19 protein-coding genes and 1 other annotated feature are annotated in these 22518 nt (G+C 36.4%); of the genes, 15 read left to right on the top strand and 4 right to left on the bottom strand.

What is annotated here, in order from left to right:
* Positions 1-2 precede the first annotated feature (2 nt).
* From BN1225_RS04770 to BN1225_RS04760, 3 genes are read right to left on the bottom strand one after another with little or no spacing between them, the layout of a single operon-like run.
* On the bottom strand, positions 3-1007 hold the full coding sequence (locus BN1225_RS04770) for a FecCD family ABC transporter permease (RefSeq protein ID WP_074434801.1): 1005 nt from the start codon (positions 1005-1007) through the stop codon (positions 3-5).
* 9 nt (positions 1008-1016) lie between these two features.
* Positions 1017-2054, bottom strand: coding sequence for an ABC transporter substrate-binding protein (locus BN1225_RS04765; RefSeq protein ID WP_041138659.1), 1038 nt, complete (start codon positions 2052-2054; stop codon positions 1017-1019).
* Positions 2055-2072: 18 nt separating this feature from the next.
* Positions 2073-2819, bottom strand: a complete 747-nt coding sequence (locus BN1225_RS04760) for a nucleotide-binding protein (RefSeq protein ID WP_041138658.1) — start codon at positions 2817-2819, stop codon at positions 2073-2075.
* 367 nt (positions 2820-3186) lie between these two features.
* Here BN1225_RS04760 and BN1225_RS04755 point away from each other — a divergent pair, with 367 nt between their 5' ends.
* Positions 3187-3906: a DUF3298 domain-containing protein gene (locus tag BN1225_RS04755; protein ID WP_052466349.1), complete on the top strand. Its 720-nt coding sequence runs from the start codon at positions 3187-3189 to the stop codon at positions 3904-3906.
* Positions 3907-3917: 11 nt separating this feature from the next.
* On the opposite strand, the gene BN1225_RS04750 is transcribed toward BN1225_RS04755, so the two are convergent.
* Positions 3918-4583: a Type 1 glutamine amidotransferase-like domain-containing protein gene (locus tag BN1225_RS04750; protein WP_041138657.1), complete on the bottom strand. Its 666-nt coding sequence runs from the start codon at positions 4581-4583 to the stop codon at positions 3918-3920.
* A 164-nt stretch (positions 4584-4747) separates the two neighbouring features.
* Here BN1225_RS04750 and BN1225_RS04745 point away from each other — a divergent pair, with 164 nt between their 5' ends.
* The 14 genes from BN1225_RS04745 to BN1225_RS04680 all read left to right on the top strand — a co-directional run bounded on the left by BN1225_RS04745 (position 4748) and on the right by BN1225_RS04680 (position 22468).
* Positions 4748-5668, top strand: a complete 921-nt coding sequence (locus BN1225_RS04745) for a DUF3196 family protein (RefSeq protein WP_041138656.1) — start codon at positions 4748-4750, stop codon at positions 5666-5668.
* Positions 5669-5733: 65 nt separating this feature from the next.
* Positions 5734-7008, top strand: coding sequence for a trigger factor (gene tig / locus BN1225_RS04740; RefSeq protein ID WP_041138655.1), 1275 nt, complete (start codon positions 5734-5736; stop codon positions 7006-7008).
* A gap of 49 nt (positions 7009-7057) precedes the next feature.
* On the top strand, positions 7058-9382 hold the full coding sequence (gene lon / locus BN1225_RS04735) for an endopeptidase La (RefSeq protein ID WP_041138654.1): 2325 nt from the start codon (positions 7058-7060) through the stop codon (positions 9380-9382).
* Between the two features lie 49 nt (positions 9383-9431).
* Positions 9432-10034, top strand: coding sequence for a ribosome biogenesis GTP-binding protein YihA/YsxC (yihA, locus tag BN1225_RS04730; protein WP_041138653.1), 603 nt, complete (start codon positions 9432-9434; stop codon positions 10032-10034).
* Positions 10035-10180: 146 nt separating this feature from the next.
* On the top strand, positions 10181-11929 hold the full coding sequence (locus BN1225_RS04725; protein ID WP_052466347.1) for an EAL domain-containing protein: 1749 nt from the start codon (positions 10181-10183) through the stop codon (positions 11927-11929).
* 149 nt (positions 11930-12078) lie between these two features.
* Positions 12079-12780 (top strand): polyphosphate polymerase domain-containing protein, encoded by a 702-nt coding sequence (locus BN1225_RS04720; RefSeq protein ID WP_041138652.1) that lies wholly within the window; start codon positions 12079-12081, stop codon positions 12778-12780.
* The gene (locus tag BN1225_RS04715) at positions 12773-13444 is read left to right on the top strand and encodes a DUF4956 domain-containing protein (protein ID WP_041138651.1); all 672 of its coding nucleotides are present in this window, start codon (positions 12773-12775) and stop codon (positions 13442-13444) included. Before BN1225_RS04720 ends, BN1225_RS04715 begins: the two co-directional genes overlap by 8 nt.
* An 8-nt stretch (positions 13445-13452) precedes the next feature.
* A complete protein-coding gene (locus BN1225_RS04710) occupies positions 13453-15084 on the top strand; it encodes a carbohydrate-binding domain-containing protein (protein WP_052466346.1) in 1632 nt (543 codons plus the stop codon).
* Positions 15085-15174: 90 nt separating this feature from the next.
* Complete coding sequence (locus BN1225_RS04705; RefSeq protein ID WP_041138650.1) at positions 15175-15939, top strand: HAD-IIB family hydrolase; 765 nt, start codon at positions 15175-15177, stop codon at positions 15937-15939.
* Between the two features lie 48 nt (positions 15940-15987).
* The gene (locus tag BN1225_RS04700; RefSeq protein ID WP_041138649.1) at positions 15988-16800 is read left to right on the top strand and encodes a hypothetical protein; all 813 of its coding nucleotides are present in this window, start codon (positions 15988-15990) and stop codon (positions 16798-16800) included.
* Positions 16797-17717, top strand: coding sequence for a hypothetical protein (locus BN1225_RS04695; RefSeq protein ID WP_041138648.1), 921 nt, complete (start codon positions 16797-16799; stop codon positions 17715-17717). Before BN1225_RS04700 ends, BN1225_RS04695 begins: the two co-directional genes overlap by 4 nt.
* 99 nt (positions 17718-17816) lie before the next feature.
* Positions 17817-18893: a hypothetical protein gene (locus BN1225_RS04690; protein ID WP_041138647.1), complete on the top strand. Its 1077-nt coding sequence runs from the start codon at positions 17817-17819 to the stop codon at positions 18891-18893.
* 64 nt (positions 18894-18957) lie between these two features.
* Positions 18958-19161: a binding site (T-box leader), on the top strand.
* 39 nt (positions 19162-19200) lie between these two features.
* Positions 19201-19824: a DMP19 family protein gene (locus BN1225_RS04685; RefSeq protein WP_041138646.1), complete on the top strand. Its 624-nt coding sequence runs from the start codon at positions 19201-19203 to the stop codon at positions 19822-19824.
* A gap of 10 nt (positions 19825-19834) precedes the next feature.
* Entirely contained in the window at positions 19835-22468 is a 2634-nt protein-coding gene (locus tag BN1225_RS04680; protein ID WP_041138645.1) for a valine--tRNA ligase, read from the top strand.
* Positions 22469-22518 lie beyond the last annotated feature (50 nt).

The following is a 22518-nucleotide window of genomic DNA, read 5'->3' as shown; positions in this document are numbered from 1 at the left end:
CTTTAACACTCCTTACGTCCACGGCGAAGTAAATATAAGAAGAAAGGTCCGCCTAATACTGACATGACAATTCCCAAAGGAATTTCCATGGGGGAAACGATCGTTCTTCCTACGGTATCTGCAAATAACACGACAATTGCTCCCATCAGCATACTTCCGGGTAGCATCGATTTATGATTAGAGCCCATTAAGAGACGAGCGATATGGGGAACAATCAAACCGACAAAACCGATCATTCCTGCAACGGCAACGGTAGAAGCAGCAAGAAATGCGGCTACTGCGGATAAAATAACACGCATTAAATTGACGCGCAGACCTAAATTTTTTGCCATATCGTCACCAAGCTGTAAAGCATTGGCAGCTTTAATGCAGAATAACGCTAAGACTAACCCGATCGTGCCATAAATAATCAGCACATTTGTCTGACTCCAAGACTTTGCAGAGAGGCTCCCGTTCATCCATGATAATACGCCTTGCAGATTATCTGAATTTAAAAGCGTTAAAAATGAAGAAACACCGCCCAGCATTGTATTGATAGCAGTTCCGGCTAATATGATACGTACCGGATCAACGCCGCGCTTCCATGCCATGACATAGATTAAACAGCAGGCTCCGGCAGCCCCCACAAAGGCTAATAACGGTAATGCCCCTAATAATGAGGGGGTGACTAAAAAAACGATGGTAGCGACAACACTGGCTCCGCTGGAAACCCCGATAATACCGGGGTCTGCCAATGGATTTTGCATGACAGCTTGTAAAAGCGTACCAGAGGCGGCTAAACACATTCCTACAAATACTGCAAGGATAACTCTCGGAAGACGAAGATTAATAATAACCGTATGAACCGTACTGTTTGTATCAAACAAAGATTCAATGATCTGAGAATTTGTGTAAGAGACACTTCCGATTCTTAACGCAATTAAGGCTAATATCCCTAGTAGAACAAAACATGTGATAATGACAGTACTTTTACGTAAAACACTAATATGATCTTGACTTCCTTTCATATCGTTCTCCTATAACTTTGGTAAGGCTTCCATTAAATATTTATAGCAAGTAAAGATTCCAAGTCCTGTTGTTCCGGGGAAGACATCTGTCCCTAGATATAAGATTTTATTGTTTTTCACTGCATCAATCTTAGACCACACAGCAGAATTATCAGTAAATTCTTTTTCATGATTGTTTTTATAAGTTTCCGTAGTAATTGAGATTCCTGCTCCGGCTCCTGATGGCTGAGTAATAATCATCGGCGGATTTTGTTCGACAATCACTTCAGTGCTGATTTGCAGTGTCTGTGTACCCATCACCGATTCTAAACCTTCAATAGTATCTGCCATATTGACAAATCCTAAAGACTCCATCATATTGCCTAAAGAGGTTTTGCTTGTATTGGTATAGGTAAACGGTGCTTCTAAAAGAATCATCATTTTTTGTCCCTGTAAATCGGCATTATCTTTTTTCCATTGTTCAATATCTGCTTCTAATTGATCAAAACGACTCATTAAAGTTTTTACTTCTGCATCTCTATGGAATCCGTTTCCATATAATTCCACTTGTGCTTTTACTTCATCAATGGCACCTGAATCCATAGTATTAGTGACTGTATAGTAAACGGCAATGCCTTTTTCTTCAAAAAAATTTCCATAAGCTTCTTTTTTTGAAGCGGACATGATGATCATATCTGGTTCTAAAGCTAAGACACTTTCTGTATCCAATGTTTTAGCTGTAAAAGGCAAACGTTCTGCTTTTAATTCTTTTGCCCAGTCAGAGCTTTCATCTAAAATATCGGGCACCGCAATCATTTCTACTCCTAGATTATGTAGGATTTCAGTTGGACCTAATGTCATTACAACAAGGCGTTCCGGTGTTTTTTCTAATTCAAAGGTTTCCGGAAGCCCATATTTTTCCTGCGCTTCTTTTGAATAGGCCAGTGTTACTCCCTGAGTGTTCGATCCGCCATTTTTATTATCCTCTTTTTTAGTATTGGCACTGCACCCGGCAGCAAGTATTCCGACTAATAGACAAGCCGTTAACTTCTTTATTAAATTTTTCATTTTTCTTTCCTTTCCTCTTTAAGCTTTCATCATGTATTGTGCTAAATTACTGTATGCTTCTTTCATCGCTGAATCTTTCAGCGCTTCAAAAATCGTACATCCCTGATTTTCTGCCACCTGAATATCCTGACAGCGAGGAATTTCAGCAATGATTTCAGTGCCGATTTCCTGACCCGCCTGTTCAACGATCTCGCGTTCATTTTCAATGTTTTTGCAGTTTAGGATCAATCCTTTTAAACGAGCATAGCCGCGTTCCTTAAAGGTATCAATGGCAGAAGCGATATTGGTTGCAGCATAAAGACTCATCATTTCTCCGCTGGAAACAATATAGACATCCTCAGCATAACCACCACGAATCGGCATTGCAAATCCCCCGCAGACAACATCCCCAAGAACATCGTAAAGAACAACATCCGGCTGATAAATCTCAAAGGCATCGAGTTCTTCCAGTTTTTCAAAAGCGGTGATAATCCCGCGCCCGGCACAGCCGACACCCGGAGTAGGACCTCCTGATTCCACACACAAAGCACCATGATAGCCTTCAAAAACAATGTCCTCTACCTTTAGTTCATCTCCTTTTTCTCGAATCTGATCTAATACAGTTGGAATGCGTTTTCCGCGCATTAAGTTTTTAGTAGAATCAGCTTTCGGATCACAGCCGATCTGCATCACTTTTAACCCCATTTCTACAAGCGCCGCTGTAACATTTGACGTTGTTGTAGATTTCCCGATACCGCCTTTTCCATAAATTGCGATCTTCTTCATAACATCCTCCTCTATATTGTTAGTTAAAGCTAACTTACAATTACGAAGTATATCATACTCTAAAAGTTAGGTCAAGTTAACTTTTGTAAAAAAACAAATTATTTGATTTGTTTTTATGAGTTTTAATAAAATATTTTTATATTGATTAAATTTTATTAATTTTTTCACATGATTTAAAGAGTTTACATAAGATCAAGACACGCGATCTTATAAAATAAAAAACATCTGTTTGAAAAGAGAGGTTTCAAATATAAAATGATGCGTATATTAAAAATAGAAAAGAGATGCTTAATTTTTAAATTGTTGTGCTTTAAGTTAAGTTATTTACCATACTAAGAATGGGAGATGATAATGAAAGGAGGCACACATGAAAAAAATAAGAGATGTGCTTTTGGCAAGTATGCTTATGATATCTTTATTATGGCAGTCTGCTGGGATTCATGCAGCCACTCCACAAGAAGAAATCATGAAAGGCAATGTACAGTTTGTGACGGTCAGCAATGATACTTACCATCTTTACGGAGCAGAAATCAATGTGGTGATTAAGCATATTGAACATGTGGAAAACAAAGAAGTAGAGAAGAGAATCAATGCTTTGATCGATCAGTCAATTGAAGATATTTTGACTAAACAGGAGCAGGAATTAAAAGGAATCTATCAGGAAAATCACCAGATTCATACTGAAATCAGCCTGAATTTAAGTGATTATTATGTGAGTGATGCACTGGTTTCTTTTAGTATTGATTTTTTAGAAATCATGGCTTCCTCTTTTCAGGAGAAAATGTATCATACGATTGATTTGAAAACCGGTGAGGATTACAAGATCGAACATTGGTTAGGTAAAGATTATGCTACGATTGTAAAAGATGAAGTGGTTAAGCAGATTGATTTACAGAATAAAGAAAATGGAAGTGATCTTTATTTTATGGATGAAATCAATAAGCTGACGATTTCTTCCGATCAGTCCTATTATATTAATAAGGATGGACAAGTAGTAGTGACCTTTCCAAAATATCAGATTGCTCCCGGTTATCTGGGATTGCCAGAATTTATCATTCCCGTTAACATTAAAGAGGTCACTTCATAGTGACCTCTCTCTTATAAAAATAGGTGAACATCGCCGATACAAGTGAGCTGACCGTTTTCTACGATAATGGCACCTTTATCACCGATAGCGTAAACCGGTAAATGATAATCATTTATCGCTTGTTGAATGGCGGTTTGCTGAAGCGATGTGTTTTCAAAGTGACATTCGATATCAAAACCGTGCAGAATATTTAAACCGTTCATATAAAAATAATGATCATAGTCCTCATCGGGTGTCATGTGAACACGATGAAGCTGAATCATCGCGCCCGCACTAAAGTCCATGATCAGACCATTGAATTGTTCTAAAGAGTTGACTAAATCAAATTCAATTAAACGTTCTTTTAGTTGGTCAGGCAGACCGCCGGTAAAATAAATGATATCCGCATTGCGGACGAGCTGTTTGGCATCGGCTTTATCTTTTGCACTGAAATAATTCATCCAGTAAATTTGTGAAGCAGGGATGCCATAGTGGTGAAACCCGTTCATAATCGAAGCATAGTATTTTCCAAAATCAGGATGATACAACGCATCGAAATCCTTTTGCGAATGGACCTCATCTTGATGGAAAGAAAATGGAATAATCAATACCTTATCGGTAGGATGAATGTAGTTCTTAAAAGTGGCAAAGCACCATTCTTCATTCGATATACTTTCCATATGTAAAATATTGGTCATGATATAAACCTCCTTTTTTACAGTATATTCGCTTTTAAAAGTGGGAACAAGAAGATATTCATAAACAATAGAACAAAATGATTGATTTAATTTTAAGATATGATATAATCGTAGCGTAATAGTTAGCACTTGTGTGTTATGAGTGCTAGAATGGAGGTGAGGATATGGTAGAAGAATATATTGAAGCCGGTGAATACAGCGAGGCTTTAAATTTGCTGCATGATATTGAGGATGAAAGAACACGTTATTTGCGGCTGGTCTGTTTATTTGGACTAAAAGAACTGCAGCGAGCGAAAGAGGAAGGCAAGGTTGCCAAGGCGATTGCAGGAGATACCTATTATGATGTTGTATCCATCTATCTGTCAGTATTAAAAGAACTTGAAGAATATGAAGAAGCCATTGACATTGTGGTAGAAGAACTTTCCATGCCATATATTCCTTATCAATATGAAACATTATTTAATGCTGCTTATGATGAATTGCTTCTTTCAAAGCAGGAAGCGAATGCAATGCTTGAAACAAAGACCACAATCTTTAAGGAAGAAGAAATTGAACGTGTTTTAACTAATTTTACGAATGAGGATCTGCTTTATATGGCCATCGATCAGATGCAGTCCATGAATATTCGTGCGCTGCTTTATTGTATTCGTCCGTTTCTGCTTAATCCCGACTCCCCTTCATTAGCGAAGTCGCTGATTATTGAAATACTGATTGATCAGCAGGTGGATGAGGAATTAGAAATATGGAAGCATGGTCAACGTTACGAGATTAATCCATCTTATTTAAGCAGAACAGACGAAAGTGAAGCTTACAGTGAAATCGGTGATCAGCTGATCAACCATCTTGAAAGTGATAATCCATCTTTATTATTAGTATGCTTGGAATTCTTGAATTATTTTATGTATGATCAGTTCCCACGCTATATTGATGAAGAAGAATTTGCCTTGATTGCTGCCGCTATTCACTATTATTTGGCGACGCTTCAATACATCGAATTGGATCTTGAAGAGCTAAGTTACAACTATGGAGTTGAAAGTCAGGAAATATTAGATAAAATTCAAATATTGAAGCAAATCACGGTATAAATTGTTTGATATATGCCTAATTATCATGTATAATAAGGTACGATTGAAATTGGAGGAATTATAAAATGAAAAGTAATTGGACAAAATTAGAAGGTAGCGTTGGGGAATTAACAGCTGAATTCACTGGTGCTGAATGGAAAAAAGCACAAGAAGAAGCTTTCAATAAATTAGCCAAAAACGTTAAATTAGATGGATTTAGACCTGGTAAAGCACCTGCTGCTTTAATTAAGAAAAGAATCCCAACAGCAACAATGCTGCAGGAAGCATTAGAAATTATTTTATCAAAAGAATATGCTGCATTATTGCAAGAAAATAATGTAGAACCTATCGCTCAGCCAGAATTAAGCGTTGACAGCATCGATGAAGAAAAATGTGCCGTTAAATTCAAAGTGACAGTTAAACCTGAAGTAACTTTAGGACAATATAAAGATTTAGACATCAAAAAAGCGGCTGTCAGAGTCACTCAAAAAGAAATTCAAGCAGAATTAGAAACTTTAAGAAACGAATTTGCAGTGCTTGAAACAAAAGAAGAAGGAACAGTAGAAAACGGTGATACAGCTGTGATCGATTTCGAAGGTTTCTTAGACGGTGTTGCATTTGAAGGTGGAAAAGGTGAAAGTCATCCATTGGAAATCGGTTCAGGATCATTCATTCCTGGATTTGAAGAACAAGTAATCGGAATGAACACTAATGAAACAAAAGATATTACCGTGACATTCCCAGAAGAATATCAAGCACCAGAATTAGCTGGAAAAGAAGTAGTATTTAAAGTAACTGTTCATGAAATCAAAAGAAAAATCTTACCTGAATTAGATGATGAACTGGCAAAAGATACAAACATTGAAAAAGTAGAAACTTTAAAAGATTTAGAAGCTCACGTAAAGGCTCAGTTAAAATCTCAAAAAACAACAAAAGCTGAAAATGAATACAGCGAAGCTTTATTCAAACAAGTAGTTGAAAACGCAACAGTGGATGTACCGGAAGTCATGGTTGAACAAGAAATGCAGCAAATGTTGCAGGAAATCATGGGTAATTTACAACAACAAGGATTAGACTTTGAAACATTCAAAGCGATTACTGGAAAAACAACAGAAGATATCAAAGAAGAAATCAAAGAACAAGCTGAAAGCAGAGTGAAGTTAAACTTAGTATTAGCTGAAATCGTTAAAGCTGAAAAATTAGAAGTAACTGAAGAAGAAATGAATCAGGAATTAGAAAATATTGCAAACTATTATGGTAAAGATGTTGAAGAAGTGAAAACTGTATTTGCTGGACAAATGGGAGCTATCGCAAGCGACATCTTAAATAGAAAAGCCATTAAGGTCATTAAGGGCGAATAATTAAGACGCTTCAAGCGTCTTATTTTAAACACTTAAGGAGGTGTACGTTATGTCAAATGAAGATAAAGTGGTATTAGAGTTACCGGTCATCTGTACAAGAGGAATGCTGGTATTTCCTGGAAATCGCTTGTCATTAGACGTCGGAAGACCAAAGAGTTTAAATGCGATCAATGATGGAAACAATTTATACGATAAAAATATCGTCTTTGTTTCACAGATCAATCCTTTGGATGAAGATCCTGGATATGAGGCTGTTTATCATGTCGGAACACTTTGTAAAATCCAAAAGAAAATTAGACGAGATAACAGTGGGGTTATTAAATTAACGGTTGAAGGTGAAAAACGTGTCAACATTCTTTCACTGGAAACTAAAAATGAATGCTTATATGCAAAAGTAGAAGTTTTGATGGACGAACATGGTGATGAAAATGAAGAAGTAGCTTTAGTAAGAAGAATCGCTTCTTCTTTGGAAAATGCCGGAAATCAAATGGTGGGAATGCCACGTGATGTATTAAATAGTTTAACAGCGGGGGTATCTGCTGGATTCCTATCTGATTCTATTGCTCATTATTTACCAATGAAATTGGAAAATAAGCAGAAATTATTGGAAACATTAAATGTAAATGATCGTTTAATGCTTGTCATCAATGAAATGGAATCTGAAAAGATGATCAATGAAATTGAACAAAGCATTAATAAGAAAGTAAGAGATAGCATTGATGAAAATCAGCGTGAATATTATTTACGTGAAAAGATCAGAGCGATTAAAGATGAATTAGGCGATACGACAAATAAAGTGGATGATGCGGATTCAATTCGTGAAATGATTGAAAAGAACCCTTATCCGCAATACGTTAAAGATAAAGCGGAAGAAGAATTAAAACGTTTTGAAATGATGCCGCCGGCATCTTCTGAAGCCAATGTTGTACGTAACTATTTAGATTGGTTATTGAAGACTCCATGGTATCAGGAAACACAGGACAACGAGGATTTAGAAGCTGTTGAGAAAGTCTTAAATGAAGATCATTACGGCTTGGAAAAAGTAAAAGAACGTATTTTAGAACAATTAGCCGTAAAGCAAATGACACAGTCATTAAAAGCACCGATCATCTGTTTATACGGACCACCGGGAGTTGGGAAAACCAGCTTAGGAAAATCGATTGCTCGTGCTTTAGGACGTAAGTTCGTGAAAGCTTCATTAGGTGGGGTGACAGATGAATCAGAAGTAAGAGGACATCGTCGTACTTACTTAGGTGCTATGCCGGGACGTATCATTCAAGGAATGAAAAAAGCCGGTGTCGTGAACCCTGTCTTCTTATTAGATGAAATTGATAAAATGTCAAGAGACTATAAGGGAGATCCTTCAAGCGCAATGTTGGAAGTATTGGACCCTGAACAAAATTCTCAATTTTCAGACAATTATTTAGAAGAGGCTTATGACTTATCAAAAGTTCTGTTTATTGCGACTGCGAATAGTTTAGACACGATTCCGGGACCGTTAAGAGATCGTTTGGAAATCATTGAATTATCTTCTTACACAGAACAAGAAAAAGAAGTTATTGCCAAAGAACACTTAATTCCTAAGGAATTAGTAGCACATGGTTTAAAATTAGATCAGTTGGCATTCTCTGATGAAGCCGTGATGTGTATCATTCGTCACTACACAAGAGAAGCCGGTGTGCGTCAGTTAGAAAGACTGATTGCGAAAATTTGTCGTAAAGTAGACGTAAAAATCTTGAAAGAAAAAGTAGAGTCTGTTTATATCGATGAAAAAGATATCGAGGATTATCTTGGTAAAAAGATTTTCGATCATACAAAGAAATTAAAAGAAGCACAAATCGGTGTAGTAACAGGATTAGCTTATACTCAATACGGAGGAGATATCCTGCCAATTGAAGTGAACCATTTCAAAGGAACAGGTAAACTTATCATCACCGGTCAGTTAGGAGATGTCATGAAAGAATCTGCATCGATCGCATTCAGCTATATTAAAGCAAATGTAGAACGTTATGGAATCGATCCTGAAATCTTTGAAAAACAAGATATTCATATTCATGTTCCTGAAGGAGCAATCAAAAAAGACGGTCCAAGTGCCGGTGTAACGTTAACGACGGCGATTTATTCTGCCTTTACGAATAAACCGGTAAGAAGCGATGTTGCTATGACAGGTGAAATCACATTACGCGGTAATGTACTGCCAATCGGCGGATTAAAAGAGAAATCAATCTCAGCGCACCGTTCAGGTATTAAGAAAATCATTATCCCTAACGATAATCAAAAAGATATCGAAGATATTCCACAAGTTGTCAGAGATGAATTGGAAATCGTTTTAGCGGATAATATTGACACAGTATTAGAAAATGCATTAGTATAATAAGGTAGTGTAAAGCTACCTTATTTTTCTTAGCAAAGCAGGTGAAAAGATGAAAGTAATAAAAGCAGAATATATATTAAGTGCTGCCTGGCAGTCACAATGGCCAGAAGAAAGTGTGCCGGAAGTGTGCTTAGCGGGGCGAAGCAATGTTGGAAAATCCAGTTTTATCAATACGATGCTATCGCGAAATGGATTAGCGAAAGTATCGGGAACCCCTGGAAAAACCCGAACTTTGAATTTCTTTAATGTGAATGACAGTTTGTACTTTGTCGATGTTCCCGGATACGGATATGCCAAAGTAAACAATAAAATTAAAGAACAGTTTGGTGAAATCATCGAGACTTACTTAAATAATCGTAAAACTCTGAAATGTATGATTTTATTGGTAGATCTTCGCCATAAACCAACACGTGACGATATTACTATGTACGAATATGTTAAATATTATAATATTCCGGTTATCGTGGTAGCGACAAAAGAAGACAAAGTAAAACGCAATGATCTAAAAAAGAATGAAAAATTAATCAAGGAAACCCTTGGTTTTCATGAAGAGGATTACTTTGTCCGTTTCTCTAGTTTAAAGAAAATAGGAATGGAGAAAGCATGGTCTTATATCTTGGAATTATGCGGATTAGAAGACAACGAAGCCTAGTTAGGGCTTTTTTTATTTGCAGATATTAAGTAGAAGATTGCAATTATACGTAAACACCTTGAAAGTTAAATTTAAAACGCCTAAAATAAAGATAGTTACTGCCAGATAAAATGATAATATCAAGCAGTATTAAAGGAGGCAGTTGAATGGCAGATGTAGAAGAACAATGGATTGCATTGACCAGAAAGGTTGTGGGGTTATATTTTGTTACTCATGAGTATGCATTGCTTACCTCTTTTATTTCTAAACGGATTTCATGGATTGGGACATTAGAAAATGAAATATATCATCATAAAAATGATATCTTACATTTCTTCAATAAAGAATGTGACGTATACAAAGGGGAATATAAATTGTCTGATGAACAGTATCACGTTGTTAAGATCAATGATCAAACGGGGATTGTTTGGGCGACTTTCAATATTCATGCGTCTGACTTACCCCCTGTATCAGTACGTCTTTCTGTTGTTTGGGGCAAAGAAGAGGAAGAATGGAAAATTTTTCATGTGCATCATTCGATTCCGGAGCAAATTCAGAGTGAATATTATTTTAATGTTGAGAATGCGAAAGCAGCTTATCAAGTCATGGATGAACGGGTAAAATTAGCGGCTACTACCGATAGTGTGACGCATATCCAAAACAGAAATGGTTTTTGTAATACCGTTGCCAAATTAAGACATGAACATCCTGCGCAAAATTATGCCTTAATCAAGTTTAAGGTGCAGAACTTCCGCTATATCAATCAGCGCTATGGCTACAGTAATGGAGATCGTCTGCTTGAAAATATTGCGAAGAATATGAAACAAACATGTAATCCGGAAGAGACTTGCGGAAGAATTGAAAAAGATACCTTTGCGATCCTTTATCAATTTAAAGACCGCGAGTCCTTAAATCAACGTTTATATCAGCTCAATGATGATTTGATTGATAAAAGAATGAAAAGAAAATTGTTTTCAGAAGTCCAATTGTTGATTGGGGTTTATCTGATTCCTAAGAATTCAATGGAAAGCATTCCAGCGATGCTGGATAAAGCGTTAATTGCACTCAATCAGATTGATGAAACACAGCGTGAAAAAAATATTCTTTATTATCAAGAAGAAATGATGGAACAGCAGTATCACAATAATTTCATCTTAGAACAGGCAATGATTGCTTTTGAAAAAGATGAATTTAAGCTGTTTATTCAGCCACAGTTTGATATTGAAAGCGGAAAGACGGTTGCCGGTGAAGCGCTGACAAGATGGATTATGGAAAACGGTGAAATGATTATGCCAAATGAATTCATTCCGTTATTTGAACAACATGGGTTTATTTGTGAATTTGATTTCCATATGCTGGAAAAACTATGTCAGACATTGCGCCGTTGGATGGATGTCGGCATGGAAATTCAGCCGATCAGTATCAATCAGTCGCGAATGCATATTGGAGAAGCAAATTATTTGGAACGTTTCTGTCATATTGTCGATAAGTATGCGATTCCCCATTGCTTTATTACGTTTGAATTGACGGAATCTGCCTTTGTGGAGGAAAATGAGAGAATGCTGACATTAGCCAGTCAGCTTCATCAAATGGGCTTTCAGCTTGCCATCGATGATTTTGGCACCGGATATGCTTCACTAAGTTTGCTAAGTGTCGTATCGGCAGATATTCTGAAAATCGATAAGAGCCTGTTAGACGGCAGTGAAGTGAACCATCGATCATATGTCATTTTAGAAAAAGTCATTGAAATGGCACATGATATGGGGATGATTGTCGTTACTGAAGGCATTGAAACAAGGAAACAATTAAAGTTTTTAAGAGAATTAAATTGTGATGTTGGACAGGGATATTTAATCAGCCGTCCCGTTGCCGCAGAAGAATTTAAAAAACACTGGCTGAACCCTGTTATCTCCTAATAATAGATAAAGCACACATCAAAAAATATGTGTGCTTTTATATTTCTTTTTTTCTAAATAACCGAAACCAAAATATAAATTTTACATATCCTTCCCATATTTTAAAGTTTTCTTTTTTATACAATACATCTATGTAAAGGAGGAAATCAATGGATCATACGATGGTATTTGCTCGTGTAGAAAAAAAATATGTATTAGATGAAGAAATGTATCATTTATTAATGAACGAAATTAAAGATCATATCCAACTGGATCAATATGGAAAACATACGATCTGCAATTTGTATTTTGATAATGACCATGATGAATTGGCACGCAGTAATTTTCAAAAACCAATATATAAGGAGAAATTGAGACTGCGAAGCTATGGTGTACCACAAATTAATAGTCTCGTATTTTTAGAGATGAAAAAGAAATATAAAGGTATTGTTTATAAACGTCGTATTAGTTTGACACTTGATGAAGTAGAGATGTTCATACAAGGAAAATGCCCAATAAAAGATCAGATTGAAAAAGAAATTCAGTATTTTATTCAATTTTATCATCCATATCCTAAAATTTATCTTGCTTATGAAAGATGTGCATACTATGGAATTGATGAACCGGAATTGCGAATGACATTTGATGAGAATATTCGCAGTCGACAGAAAGACTTGTTTTTAGAATATGGAGATGATGGGCAATTATTGTTTAATGAACAAAGATATCTGTTGGAAATTAAAACAGTTGATGCTTATCCGACTTGGCTGATTCAAGCATTAAATAAATTGGGTATTTATCCGGCATCATTTTCAAAATACAATAATGTTTATAAAAGTTTATTTTTAAAGGAGGCATACGTGTGTGTTTGATAGTATTTTAAACGGATCAGTGTCACTGACCCTGGGAATAATGGCAATCTGTACGATCACCTCTCTTATTATTGGGGTGTTGATTGCTTATGTATATAAATTTGATGAGATGTATTCACGACAATTTGTGATGACTTTAGTCGTATTACCTACACTTGTACAAATGGTAATCATGATGGTCAATGGCAATTTAGGAACCAGTGTAGCTGTATTAGGAACTTTTGGACTTGTTCGTTTCCGTTCTCTACCGGGAAGCTCCAAAGATATTTGTTTTATCTTTTTTGCAATGGCAATCGGTTTGGCAACCGGAATGGGATATATCGGTTTTGCTATTGTAATAGCAGTGGTTGTATCTCTCATTATTCTTATTTTAGGTAAATCATCTTTTATTCGAATTGATCCGGCGAAGCGTGATTTGCATATCACGATTCCGGAAAATTTAGATTATACAGAGATATTCAACGACTTATTTGAACGTTATACGATAAAAGCAGAATTAGAACGAGTAAAGACAACCCATTTAGGAAGCATGTATGAATTGCGTTATGTGATCATATTAAAAGAAGTTCAAAAAGAAAAAGAGTTTTTAGATGAATTGCGTTGCAGAAACGGTAATCTTACTATTGTAAGCGGTCGTATCCAAAACGTTCAGGAAGAGTTATAGGTAGAAAAATGAAATATATATTTAGAACTTCACTCTTTGTTTTTGCGCTGATAATTTTTTTAAGTGGCTGTCAAAAAAAGGATCCAGCAACATTGGTTGATGAATCTTTGTCAAAAGGCAATATGATTATTTTTAATGATGTGATTGGATATAGTGGAAATGGTATTACGGTTAATAATCAGAAAGTAATGATTACAGAAGGTGGCAGTTATTTTATCTCTGGTAAAAGCGATCATGGACAAATCGTTGTTGACGCTAAAAATCAGGAAGTTCAGCTCGTATTGGATGGTTTAGAATTGACGTGTATGGATGCTTCTCCCGTGTATATTATAAATGCTCAAAAAGTGACAGTGACACTTAATGAATCGACAGTCAATACCCTTACAGACAATAGTATTTATACTTCAGGGGATGAATCCTCTGCAACTCTTTTTTCTAAAGCTGATCTGATACTTAATGGAACAGGGAAGCTGATTGTGAATGCCAATTACAACGATGCTATTTTGTCCAAAGATATCTTGCTTATTGAAAGTGGGAAATATGTCATCAATTCTGTCGATGATGGAATTATTGGTAAGGACAGTCTGACTATTCAAAGTGGGACTTTTGAAATGATAACACAAGGAGATGCCTTTAAAACAACCAATGAAACCGATACAACTTTAGGTAATATGTTGATACAAAATGGTACCTATCATATCCAAACTCAAGGAGATGGTTTTCAATCTGTGAATCAACTGTTGATTCAAGATGGTCAATTTCTCATCAATACGACCTCAACCGATCTCAACAGCAGTACAAAAGGAATTAAGGCTGTCACATTGTTAGAGATTGAAAATGGTGGTTTTAATATCGATAGTGTGGATGATTGCCTTCATTCTAACGGAGATATGGAACTGAAAGCCGGCAATTTTGAGTTAAACAGTAAAGATGACGCTGTTCATAGTGATGGCAGCTTAACGATTCAAGGCGGAACGATTTCAATCTTTTCAAGCTATGAAGGCTTAGAAGCAAATGAAATTATCATCAATGGTGGTGATATTGCAATTAACAGTAGTGATGATGGGCTCAATGCCGCCGGTGGAAATGATCAATCCAATAGTAATGGGCGCTATGGTGGAGATATTTTTAACAGGAGCAGCAACTCAAAAATTACAATCAATGGCGGAACAATTCTAATCAATGCGGATGGAGATGGTATTGATGCGAATGGATCAATTTATATTAATGGTGGAACTATCTATGTCAATGGACCTGAAGATCAAGCGAATAATGCCTTAGACTATGATCAAGAATGTGTCATCAGTGGTGGAACGCTTCTAGCTTTAGGACAAACTTCTATGTTACAAGGGGCCTCTTCCAATTCTACGCAAGTAAGTTTTTTAATTGCTCTTAGTACACGCTATAAAGCGAATACGGAGGTTGTAATCAAAGATAGTCACGGACAGATTGTTTGCAGCTATACCGCTTTAAAAGCATTTCAGTCGATTGTTTTCAGTGACGGTCAGTTAAAGCAAGGAGAGACATATACAATCGAACTTGATGGGAATAATACTACGATTGCTTTAACTTCTATAGTGACAACATCAGGGAATACAGATGAGCCTAGAGGAATGGGACAAAATAGAGGAGGATGGTAAACATCTTTCCTTTTCATTTTCGGTAAAACCATTTTAAATCAAATAGGTTCTATGTTACACTTTGACTAATTAAAATTAAAGGAGCAGCTTATGAAATATTTATTTTTTGATATTGACGGTACATTAGTCGATGAACATAAACATTTACCTGAAAGTACAAAAAGAACCCTTGAAAGATTAAAAGAAAATGGACATTTTATTGCCATAGCGACAAGTCGTCCCTATGTGTTGACCTATTTACAGGCAGAAGCTTTAAATATTGAAAATTATGTGTGTGATGGTGGGGATGGATTAGTGATAAATAATACCATTATCGAATTATTACCATTAAATCTTGAAGATTGTTTGGCAGTGGCAAAAGAGTGCCTCATCCATCAGATTCCTATTGCGACCTCCATTGATACAACCAACAATCGTTACAGCACCGATGGCAAATTTATTGCGTTAAACCGCTCTTTAGAGAATGCTTTTGACTTTGTGACGAAAACAGATTTTGATGTCCTGCAAGCAAAAACTATCCATAAAATGTGTCTGCATCTTACACTCAAAGAAGAATCACTTATCCCTTCGTTGAAAAAAGTGCCTCACTATCGCATTTCTCCGACTTGCATCTTAGTTGAAGCAATCGATAAATATCGCGGGATTGAAAAAATGGTCGATTACTTACAGGGTAATCATCAGGAGATCATTGTCTTTGGAGATGGCATGAATGATATAAAGATGTTTGAACAAGCTCCCTACAGTGTAGCGATGGGAAATGCGGCAGAGCCGTTAAAGAAAATCGCATCTTATATTACGGAGGATATTCACGCTGACGGAATCGAAAAAGCCTGTAAACATTTAGGACTGATTTAAGCATAAATCTGTCCTTTTTGCATATTCTTTTTTTAGGAGGGGAAAAATATGCAAAAAATATATCTCGAAAAATTAGTGGACTTAGATCATCAAATGAATGAATTATTGAGTATTTCCGTAGATGAATCCATCAACTACAAAATTGAAGAATCCGGAATGCGCGCACAAGGCAGAATTGATATCATCGGAGAGTATTTGAAGATGGCTTCAAAAGAACGCTTTAATGAATTTTTAGAGATCGATATCTTAGCACCTTTTGAAAAGATTACCGATCAACGAGATTTCAGTATCAAAGTAGAAGATTTTGATTATAAGATTCAAGCCGGAAATTTATTAGTGACCGTTCAGGCGAATGTTTATGGTGTAGAAGCCAGCGAAGACCGTTTTTATAATGATCAAAGCTTAAGAGAAGATGAAGAATTGGATCAGGAACTGATCGATGAGATTAAAGATGTTATTTCTTTAGAACCACCGGAAGTAAAAACAGAAGAACCTGCACATGTGCATGAAAAACGTATTGATATCATGCCGGAAGTGACCGAAGCAGTTGAAAAAGCAGTCGTTCAGCCTATACCGACACCTACAGAAGCCGAGGTCATCCAGCCAGTCACAAAAGAAGTGGTGAAAGAAGTTGTTGTGGAAGCACCGGTAACAAAACGTGATCCATCTATCGATGATTTAATTGAAATCTCAGATCAAAGTGATCTTGTTCCTTATTATATTTACGTGGCATTAGATAATGATGATTATGATACTATTGCTACTAAATATAATGTACCTGCCGCAATGATCAGAGACTACAATCATGATGCTATGATCTCTAAAGGTACTTTGATCATTGTTCCATACTATGAATCATGATCGATCTGATAAAAAATGAATATAATTTAGATATTATTGGAATGATCAAAGTTAATGAAAATGTATATAAATTAAAAGTAGCAGACGGCTTCTTAGCTTTGAAGTTTACTGAATCGTATTCATTTGCACATAATTATTATTATATTAAAACGCTGCGTATCAATTGCTTTGTACCGGTGATTTTAAATCTCCAGCAAAGCCCTTTGACACGCTATCAGAATCAATACTTTTATCTGATGCCTTGGTATGAATCCGATCTGGTGCCAATGCGGGAATTAAAATTAAAATTTTATTTTGAAACATTGGCATGGCTGCATAATCATACTTTTTATAATGTGAAAGTCAGCAAACAATATTATGAAAAGCTATGTAAAGATATTTACGGCATCATTCAGGAAAGAGCGAACTATTACTATCAGTTGTTAGTATATTGTGAACAGTCGTTCGATCGTTCACCATGGCAATGGATGCTTTTGATGAATTACTATCGCATTGAAAACAGTTTAAATTGTGCCTATAAGTATTTAGAACAGTTTCAATCGATGGTCTGCAGCAAAGAGTATGTCCGTGTTTCGCTTGTCTATATGAATTTTAAATACCAGCATATCTATCTGAACTATCAAAAACTGATCTCAATCGATCATATGAAGATCGATATGCCTATCTATGATATTTTTAATATGTATCAGCAAACCACCGATACATTATTCGATTTAGACAGCCTGTTTCAATTTTATCTGAATAAGGTAGTGCTTTATAATGATGAACGGGTGCTGCTGGCGGCATTATTGTCCATTACACCGATCGTGGAATTAAAAGGAAAGAATATTGATAACGTGATTCAGCTGTCACGTCTTGTCTATTACATGGATTCGGTTTGTCGTTTATCAAGTCAACTGGTTAACTTTGAATGCTAAAGGGGTAGGAAATTGAGAGATTCCTATGCCTTTTTTATTTTATGAAAGCGTTGACATTTTGCAAAGGGTTTGATACGGTAAAAACAGGGAGGGAGAGATATGAAAAAATTAATTGCCTTATGTTTATTGGTTTGTCTGCTTGGCTGCCAGTCAAAGCCAAAAGAAAAAGAACCGGAGGAGCCTTATGTAAAGAACACTGAACGTTATCGTTATACCTTTGAATCGATGCCAATCAGCGAGGAATTGACAGAGCTTTTAAATGGAAATCATTTTATTTGGTTTTACAAAGCTTATAATGGAAAGCTGTTGTTAGAGCAAAGAGATGACACGGTGTTGGATCAGGTAGGAAGAACGAAGGCTTTATATGAGTATGACTTAAATACTCAAGAGTTAAAGAACTTAACGCTGCCTGGGGATAATATCAAAATTCGGGATGCTATCTATTATCAAGATCAGTATATCTATATTGTGCAATATAAAGGCGAACATTTAACCAAAATTATTGCAGAAAATCAAAACCAAGAAAAGACGATACTGTTTGAAGAAACAGGAATCCCCTCGATTATGGGACAGTCTGCATTTGAAATCGCAGAAGATGGACTTTATTATTGTTTTCACCAAGAGTTGGATAACCAACGTTATACCAAATATCAACGAATTACGCCAAAATTAGAAGTTGAGCCATTGTGGGAAGAGAAAAATGATTCCGGGAAAGTAATAACTCTCATCAAACTCTCAAAAAATGCTGCCTTAATGATGAAAGACGGAACATACATCTATTTAAAAGATGGTAAGGAGTTAGTAATTAATTCTGAATCGGATAGAAAGTTCACCTGTCTTTTATCAGATTATTTAATCTTTGATGAGGCGCAATATTTTGATTTAGCGACAAAAGAGTGGAAAAGTTTGGCTGATACAACATTACCGAATCTTTCTAAGTCAAGCTATATTGATAATAATACAGTTTTGTATGTCGATGATTCAAAAGAAGTGCATGCCAGTTATTTTGTTGATGGCAGTATCGAAGACGAAAAAATCGGAGAGATCACAGGGGGTTCCGGGTTGAATTACTACTGGATTAATGATCAAGGGATTCTCGCTATTCACTCTTATACAAAAGGGACGGACAATATCTTAGCTTTTTATCTGATTCACCGAGAAGCCATTGAGCAATAGGAGAAGAAACTGAATAATAAATGATGAAGTTGATTGACTTCATCTTTTCTTTTTGCTATGATTTTATAAAGTGAAGAACAGGAGGAGTACTCCATATTTGAAAGAAAGAGAGTCTTTGGCAGGTGGGAAAAGACATTCAAAGTGGACGAAGGTAGCCTGGGAGCTTATTTGATGAAGGAAGAGTAGTTAAATACGTGTCGCCGCGTTAAGGTGTTGAGGCATAGCAATATGCGAATTAAGGTGGTACCACGATGATTTCGTCCTTAGACAGGACGTTTTTTTATTTAAAAAAATGGAGGAAATGAGTATGTTAATGTTAATTTTGCAGGTATTTTTAGCTTTCTTTATTGCGTCAATGGTTGTATCGATGTTTAAAAACAAAAAACAAAAAGGTCAGCAGATGGCAGATTTGCAAGAAAAATTGGCGGCTTATGAAACGATCACTGAAGAACAAATTTTAAATGCGACAGATGATGAAGCGATTGAAGCAGTGACGTATCATATGTTAGATAAGGTTGATTCTGATTATAAAGCGGCAATGGATGAGTACAATGAAGAAGAAAAACAGTTTTTTACGATGTATCAGCTGCAAGCCGTCTGTGAATCACCGAGAAATTCAGTCAATGACTTCTTTGTCAGTGCAAAAGAATTAGTGAAATATGTGCCGATTATGTTTGATGAATTGGGGATGCCAGAAGGCAGTGCGATTTTTAATGAAGCTAGAGCACTTTATTTAAAGTTTGAAGAAGAGTATAAACGGGATATCGATGAAGTCGTGGAAGAACTGTATAACGAAGAAGGGGAAGAAGCAGTCGAAGAAAAGAACTTCTATGATTATACAAGAGAATTAAAAGAGATTTTTAAATCAGAAACATACAAAACCGCTTTAGCGAAATATGTGAAAGACCATGCTGAACGTTTTGTAGGATAGGGGGATGAATATGAAGAAAGAATTAGCACCAAAATATGATCATCATCTGGTTGAAGAGGGAAAATATGCCAAGTGGCTGGAAAAGAAATATTTTGAAGCAGGGGATACAAGCAAAAAGCCTTATGCAATCGTGATTCCACCGCCCAATGTTACCGGGAAACTGCATTTAGGACATGCTTGGGATACAACGCTGCAGGATATGATTATTCGCTATAAACGTTTGCAGGGATATGATGCTTTATGGCTGCCGGGAATGGATCATGCCGGGATTGCCACTCAGGCAAAAGTAGAACAACGTTTACGTGAAGCAGGATTGTCACGCTATGATCTGGGTCGCGAAAAGTTCCTAGAACAAGCTTGGAACTGGAAAGAAGAATATGCCGCTACGATTCGTCAGCAATGGTCTAAATTAGGCTTATCCCTTGATTACAGTAAGGAACGTTTTACTTTAGATGAAGGGTTAAGCAAAGCTGTTCGTAAAGTATTTGTTACCCTCTATGAAAAAGGGCTGATCTATCAAGGGGAACGTATTATTAACTGGGACCCGGCACAGCGTACGGCCTTATCGAATATTGAAGTTATCCATAAAGAAGTAGAAGGGGCAATGTATTACTTCCGCTATCAGTTAGTGGATAGCGATGAACAATTGGTCATTGCGACCACACGTCCGGAAACGATGTTTGCCGATACAGCGATTTTTGTTCATCCTAAGGACGAACGCTATCAGCATTTGATTGGTAAAAAAGCAATTAATCCGGCAAATGGCGAAGCCTTAGAAATCATGGCAGATGATTATATCGATATGGACTTTGGAACAGCGGTAATGAAATGTACGCCGGCACATGATCCAAATGACTTTCAATTAGGGAAAAAATATCATATGCCTATGCCGATTTGTATGAATCCTGATGGAACGATGAATGAATTGGCACATAAATATCAAGGGATGGATCGTTTTGAATGCCGTAAAGCATTGGTAGCTGATTTTCAAGCGGCAGGTGTCGTGGAAAAGATTGAAAAACATATTCATCAAGTAGGACATTCTGAAAGAAGTAATGCTATCGTTGAACCTTATTTATCAAAACAGTGGTTTGTCAAGATGGAACCTTTGGCAAAACAATTATTAGATAATCAAAAAACAGAAGGGAAAGTGAACTTTGTACCGGAACGTTTTGAAAAAACAGTGACACAATGGATGGATAATATTGAAGATTGGTGTATCTCTCGTCAATTATGGTGGGGACATCAAGTTCCGGCATGGTATCATAAAGATACCGGAGAAATCTATGTAGGGATGGAAGATCCAAAGGATCAAGAAAATTGGATTCAGGATGAAGATGTTTTAGATACGTGGTTCTCAAGTGCTTTGTGGCCATTTAGTACATTGAATTGGCCGGACGAAGAAAATGAGTTATATAAACGCTATTTCCCGACTAATGTATTGGTGACAGCGTATGATATCATTTTCTTCTGGGTAAGTCGTATGATGTTTCAGTCCTTAGAGTTTACGGATCAAAGACCGTTCCAAGATGTTTTGATTCACGGATTGATCAGAGATGCGGAAGGAAGAAAAATGTCGAAATCGTTAGGAAACGGTGTTGATCCAATGGACGTTATCGATCAGTATGGAGCCGACGCTCTGCGTTTCTATCTTACTACGAACTCAGCACCGGGAATGGACCTTCGTTATGTTCCAGAAAAGATGGAATCCACATGGAATTTTATCAATAAAATATGGAATGCCGCACGTTTCGTATTGATGAATACACCAGAAGACTTAGAATATCAGGATATTACTTTAGAAAACTTAAATATTGCCGATCGTTGGATTTTATCAAGATTGAATTCAGTGATTAAAGTTGTCGATGAACAGATGGATAAATATGAATTTGTGAATGTAGGCAGTGAACTTTATAAATTTATCTGGGATGATTTTTGTTCTTGGTATATCGAATTATCAAAAGTAAGCTTAAATAGTGATAATGAGCAGGAAAAAACAGCGACAGTTCATACATTGGTTTATGTATTGAACGCGATAGTTAAACTTCTTCACCCGTTCATGCCATTCGTGACAGAAGAAATTTATCAGTCAATTCCGCATGCCAAAGAGTCTATCTGTATCGAAGACTGGCCGAACGCTAAAGAAGAATTTAACTTAGCCAAAGTGGAAGAAGAAGTGGCTTATCTCATTGATATCGTAACCGGAATTCGTGAAATCCGAGCGAACTATACGATTAAAAATGCAAATGAGATCCATTATATGATCATTTCTTCTGATGATCAGTTGGCAAAACGTTTGGAAGCTTATGCTCCTTTTGTGAAAAAGCTTTGCAATGCAATCAGTGACGGTACAAGCGTTGAAGTGGCTTCTAAAGATGTTGCGACGGCGACCATTAAAGGCGGAAATAGAATTCAAGTATCTTTAGCCGGTTTAATTGATTTTGAAGAAGAAAAGCAAAAACTTGAAAAAGAATTGAATAAATTAACAGGAGAAATCAAACGCTGTGAAGGAATGCTGGCAAATCCGAACTTTGTGGCAAAAGCACCGGCAGCTAAGATCGAAGCAGAAAAAGAAAAACTGGAAGATTATCGTAAAAAATATGAAGCAGTTAATGCACAATTAAAACAAATGACACAAGGGTAGAGAGATGTTCTCTATCCTTTTTAGTATGCTGAAAGAAAGGACAGTATAGT

Source organism: Beduini massiliensis, assembly GCF_000829905.1.
GTDB classification, from domain to species: domain Bacteria; phylum Bacillota_I; class Bacilli_A; order Erysipelotrichales; family Coprobacillaceae; genus Beduini; species Beduini massiliensis.
The sequence above is the reverse complement of the archived record's forward strand: the minus strand, read 5'-3'. Positions and strand labels throughout refer to the sequence as shown.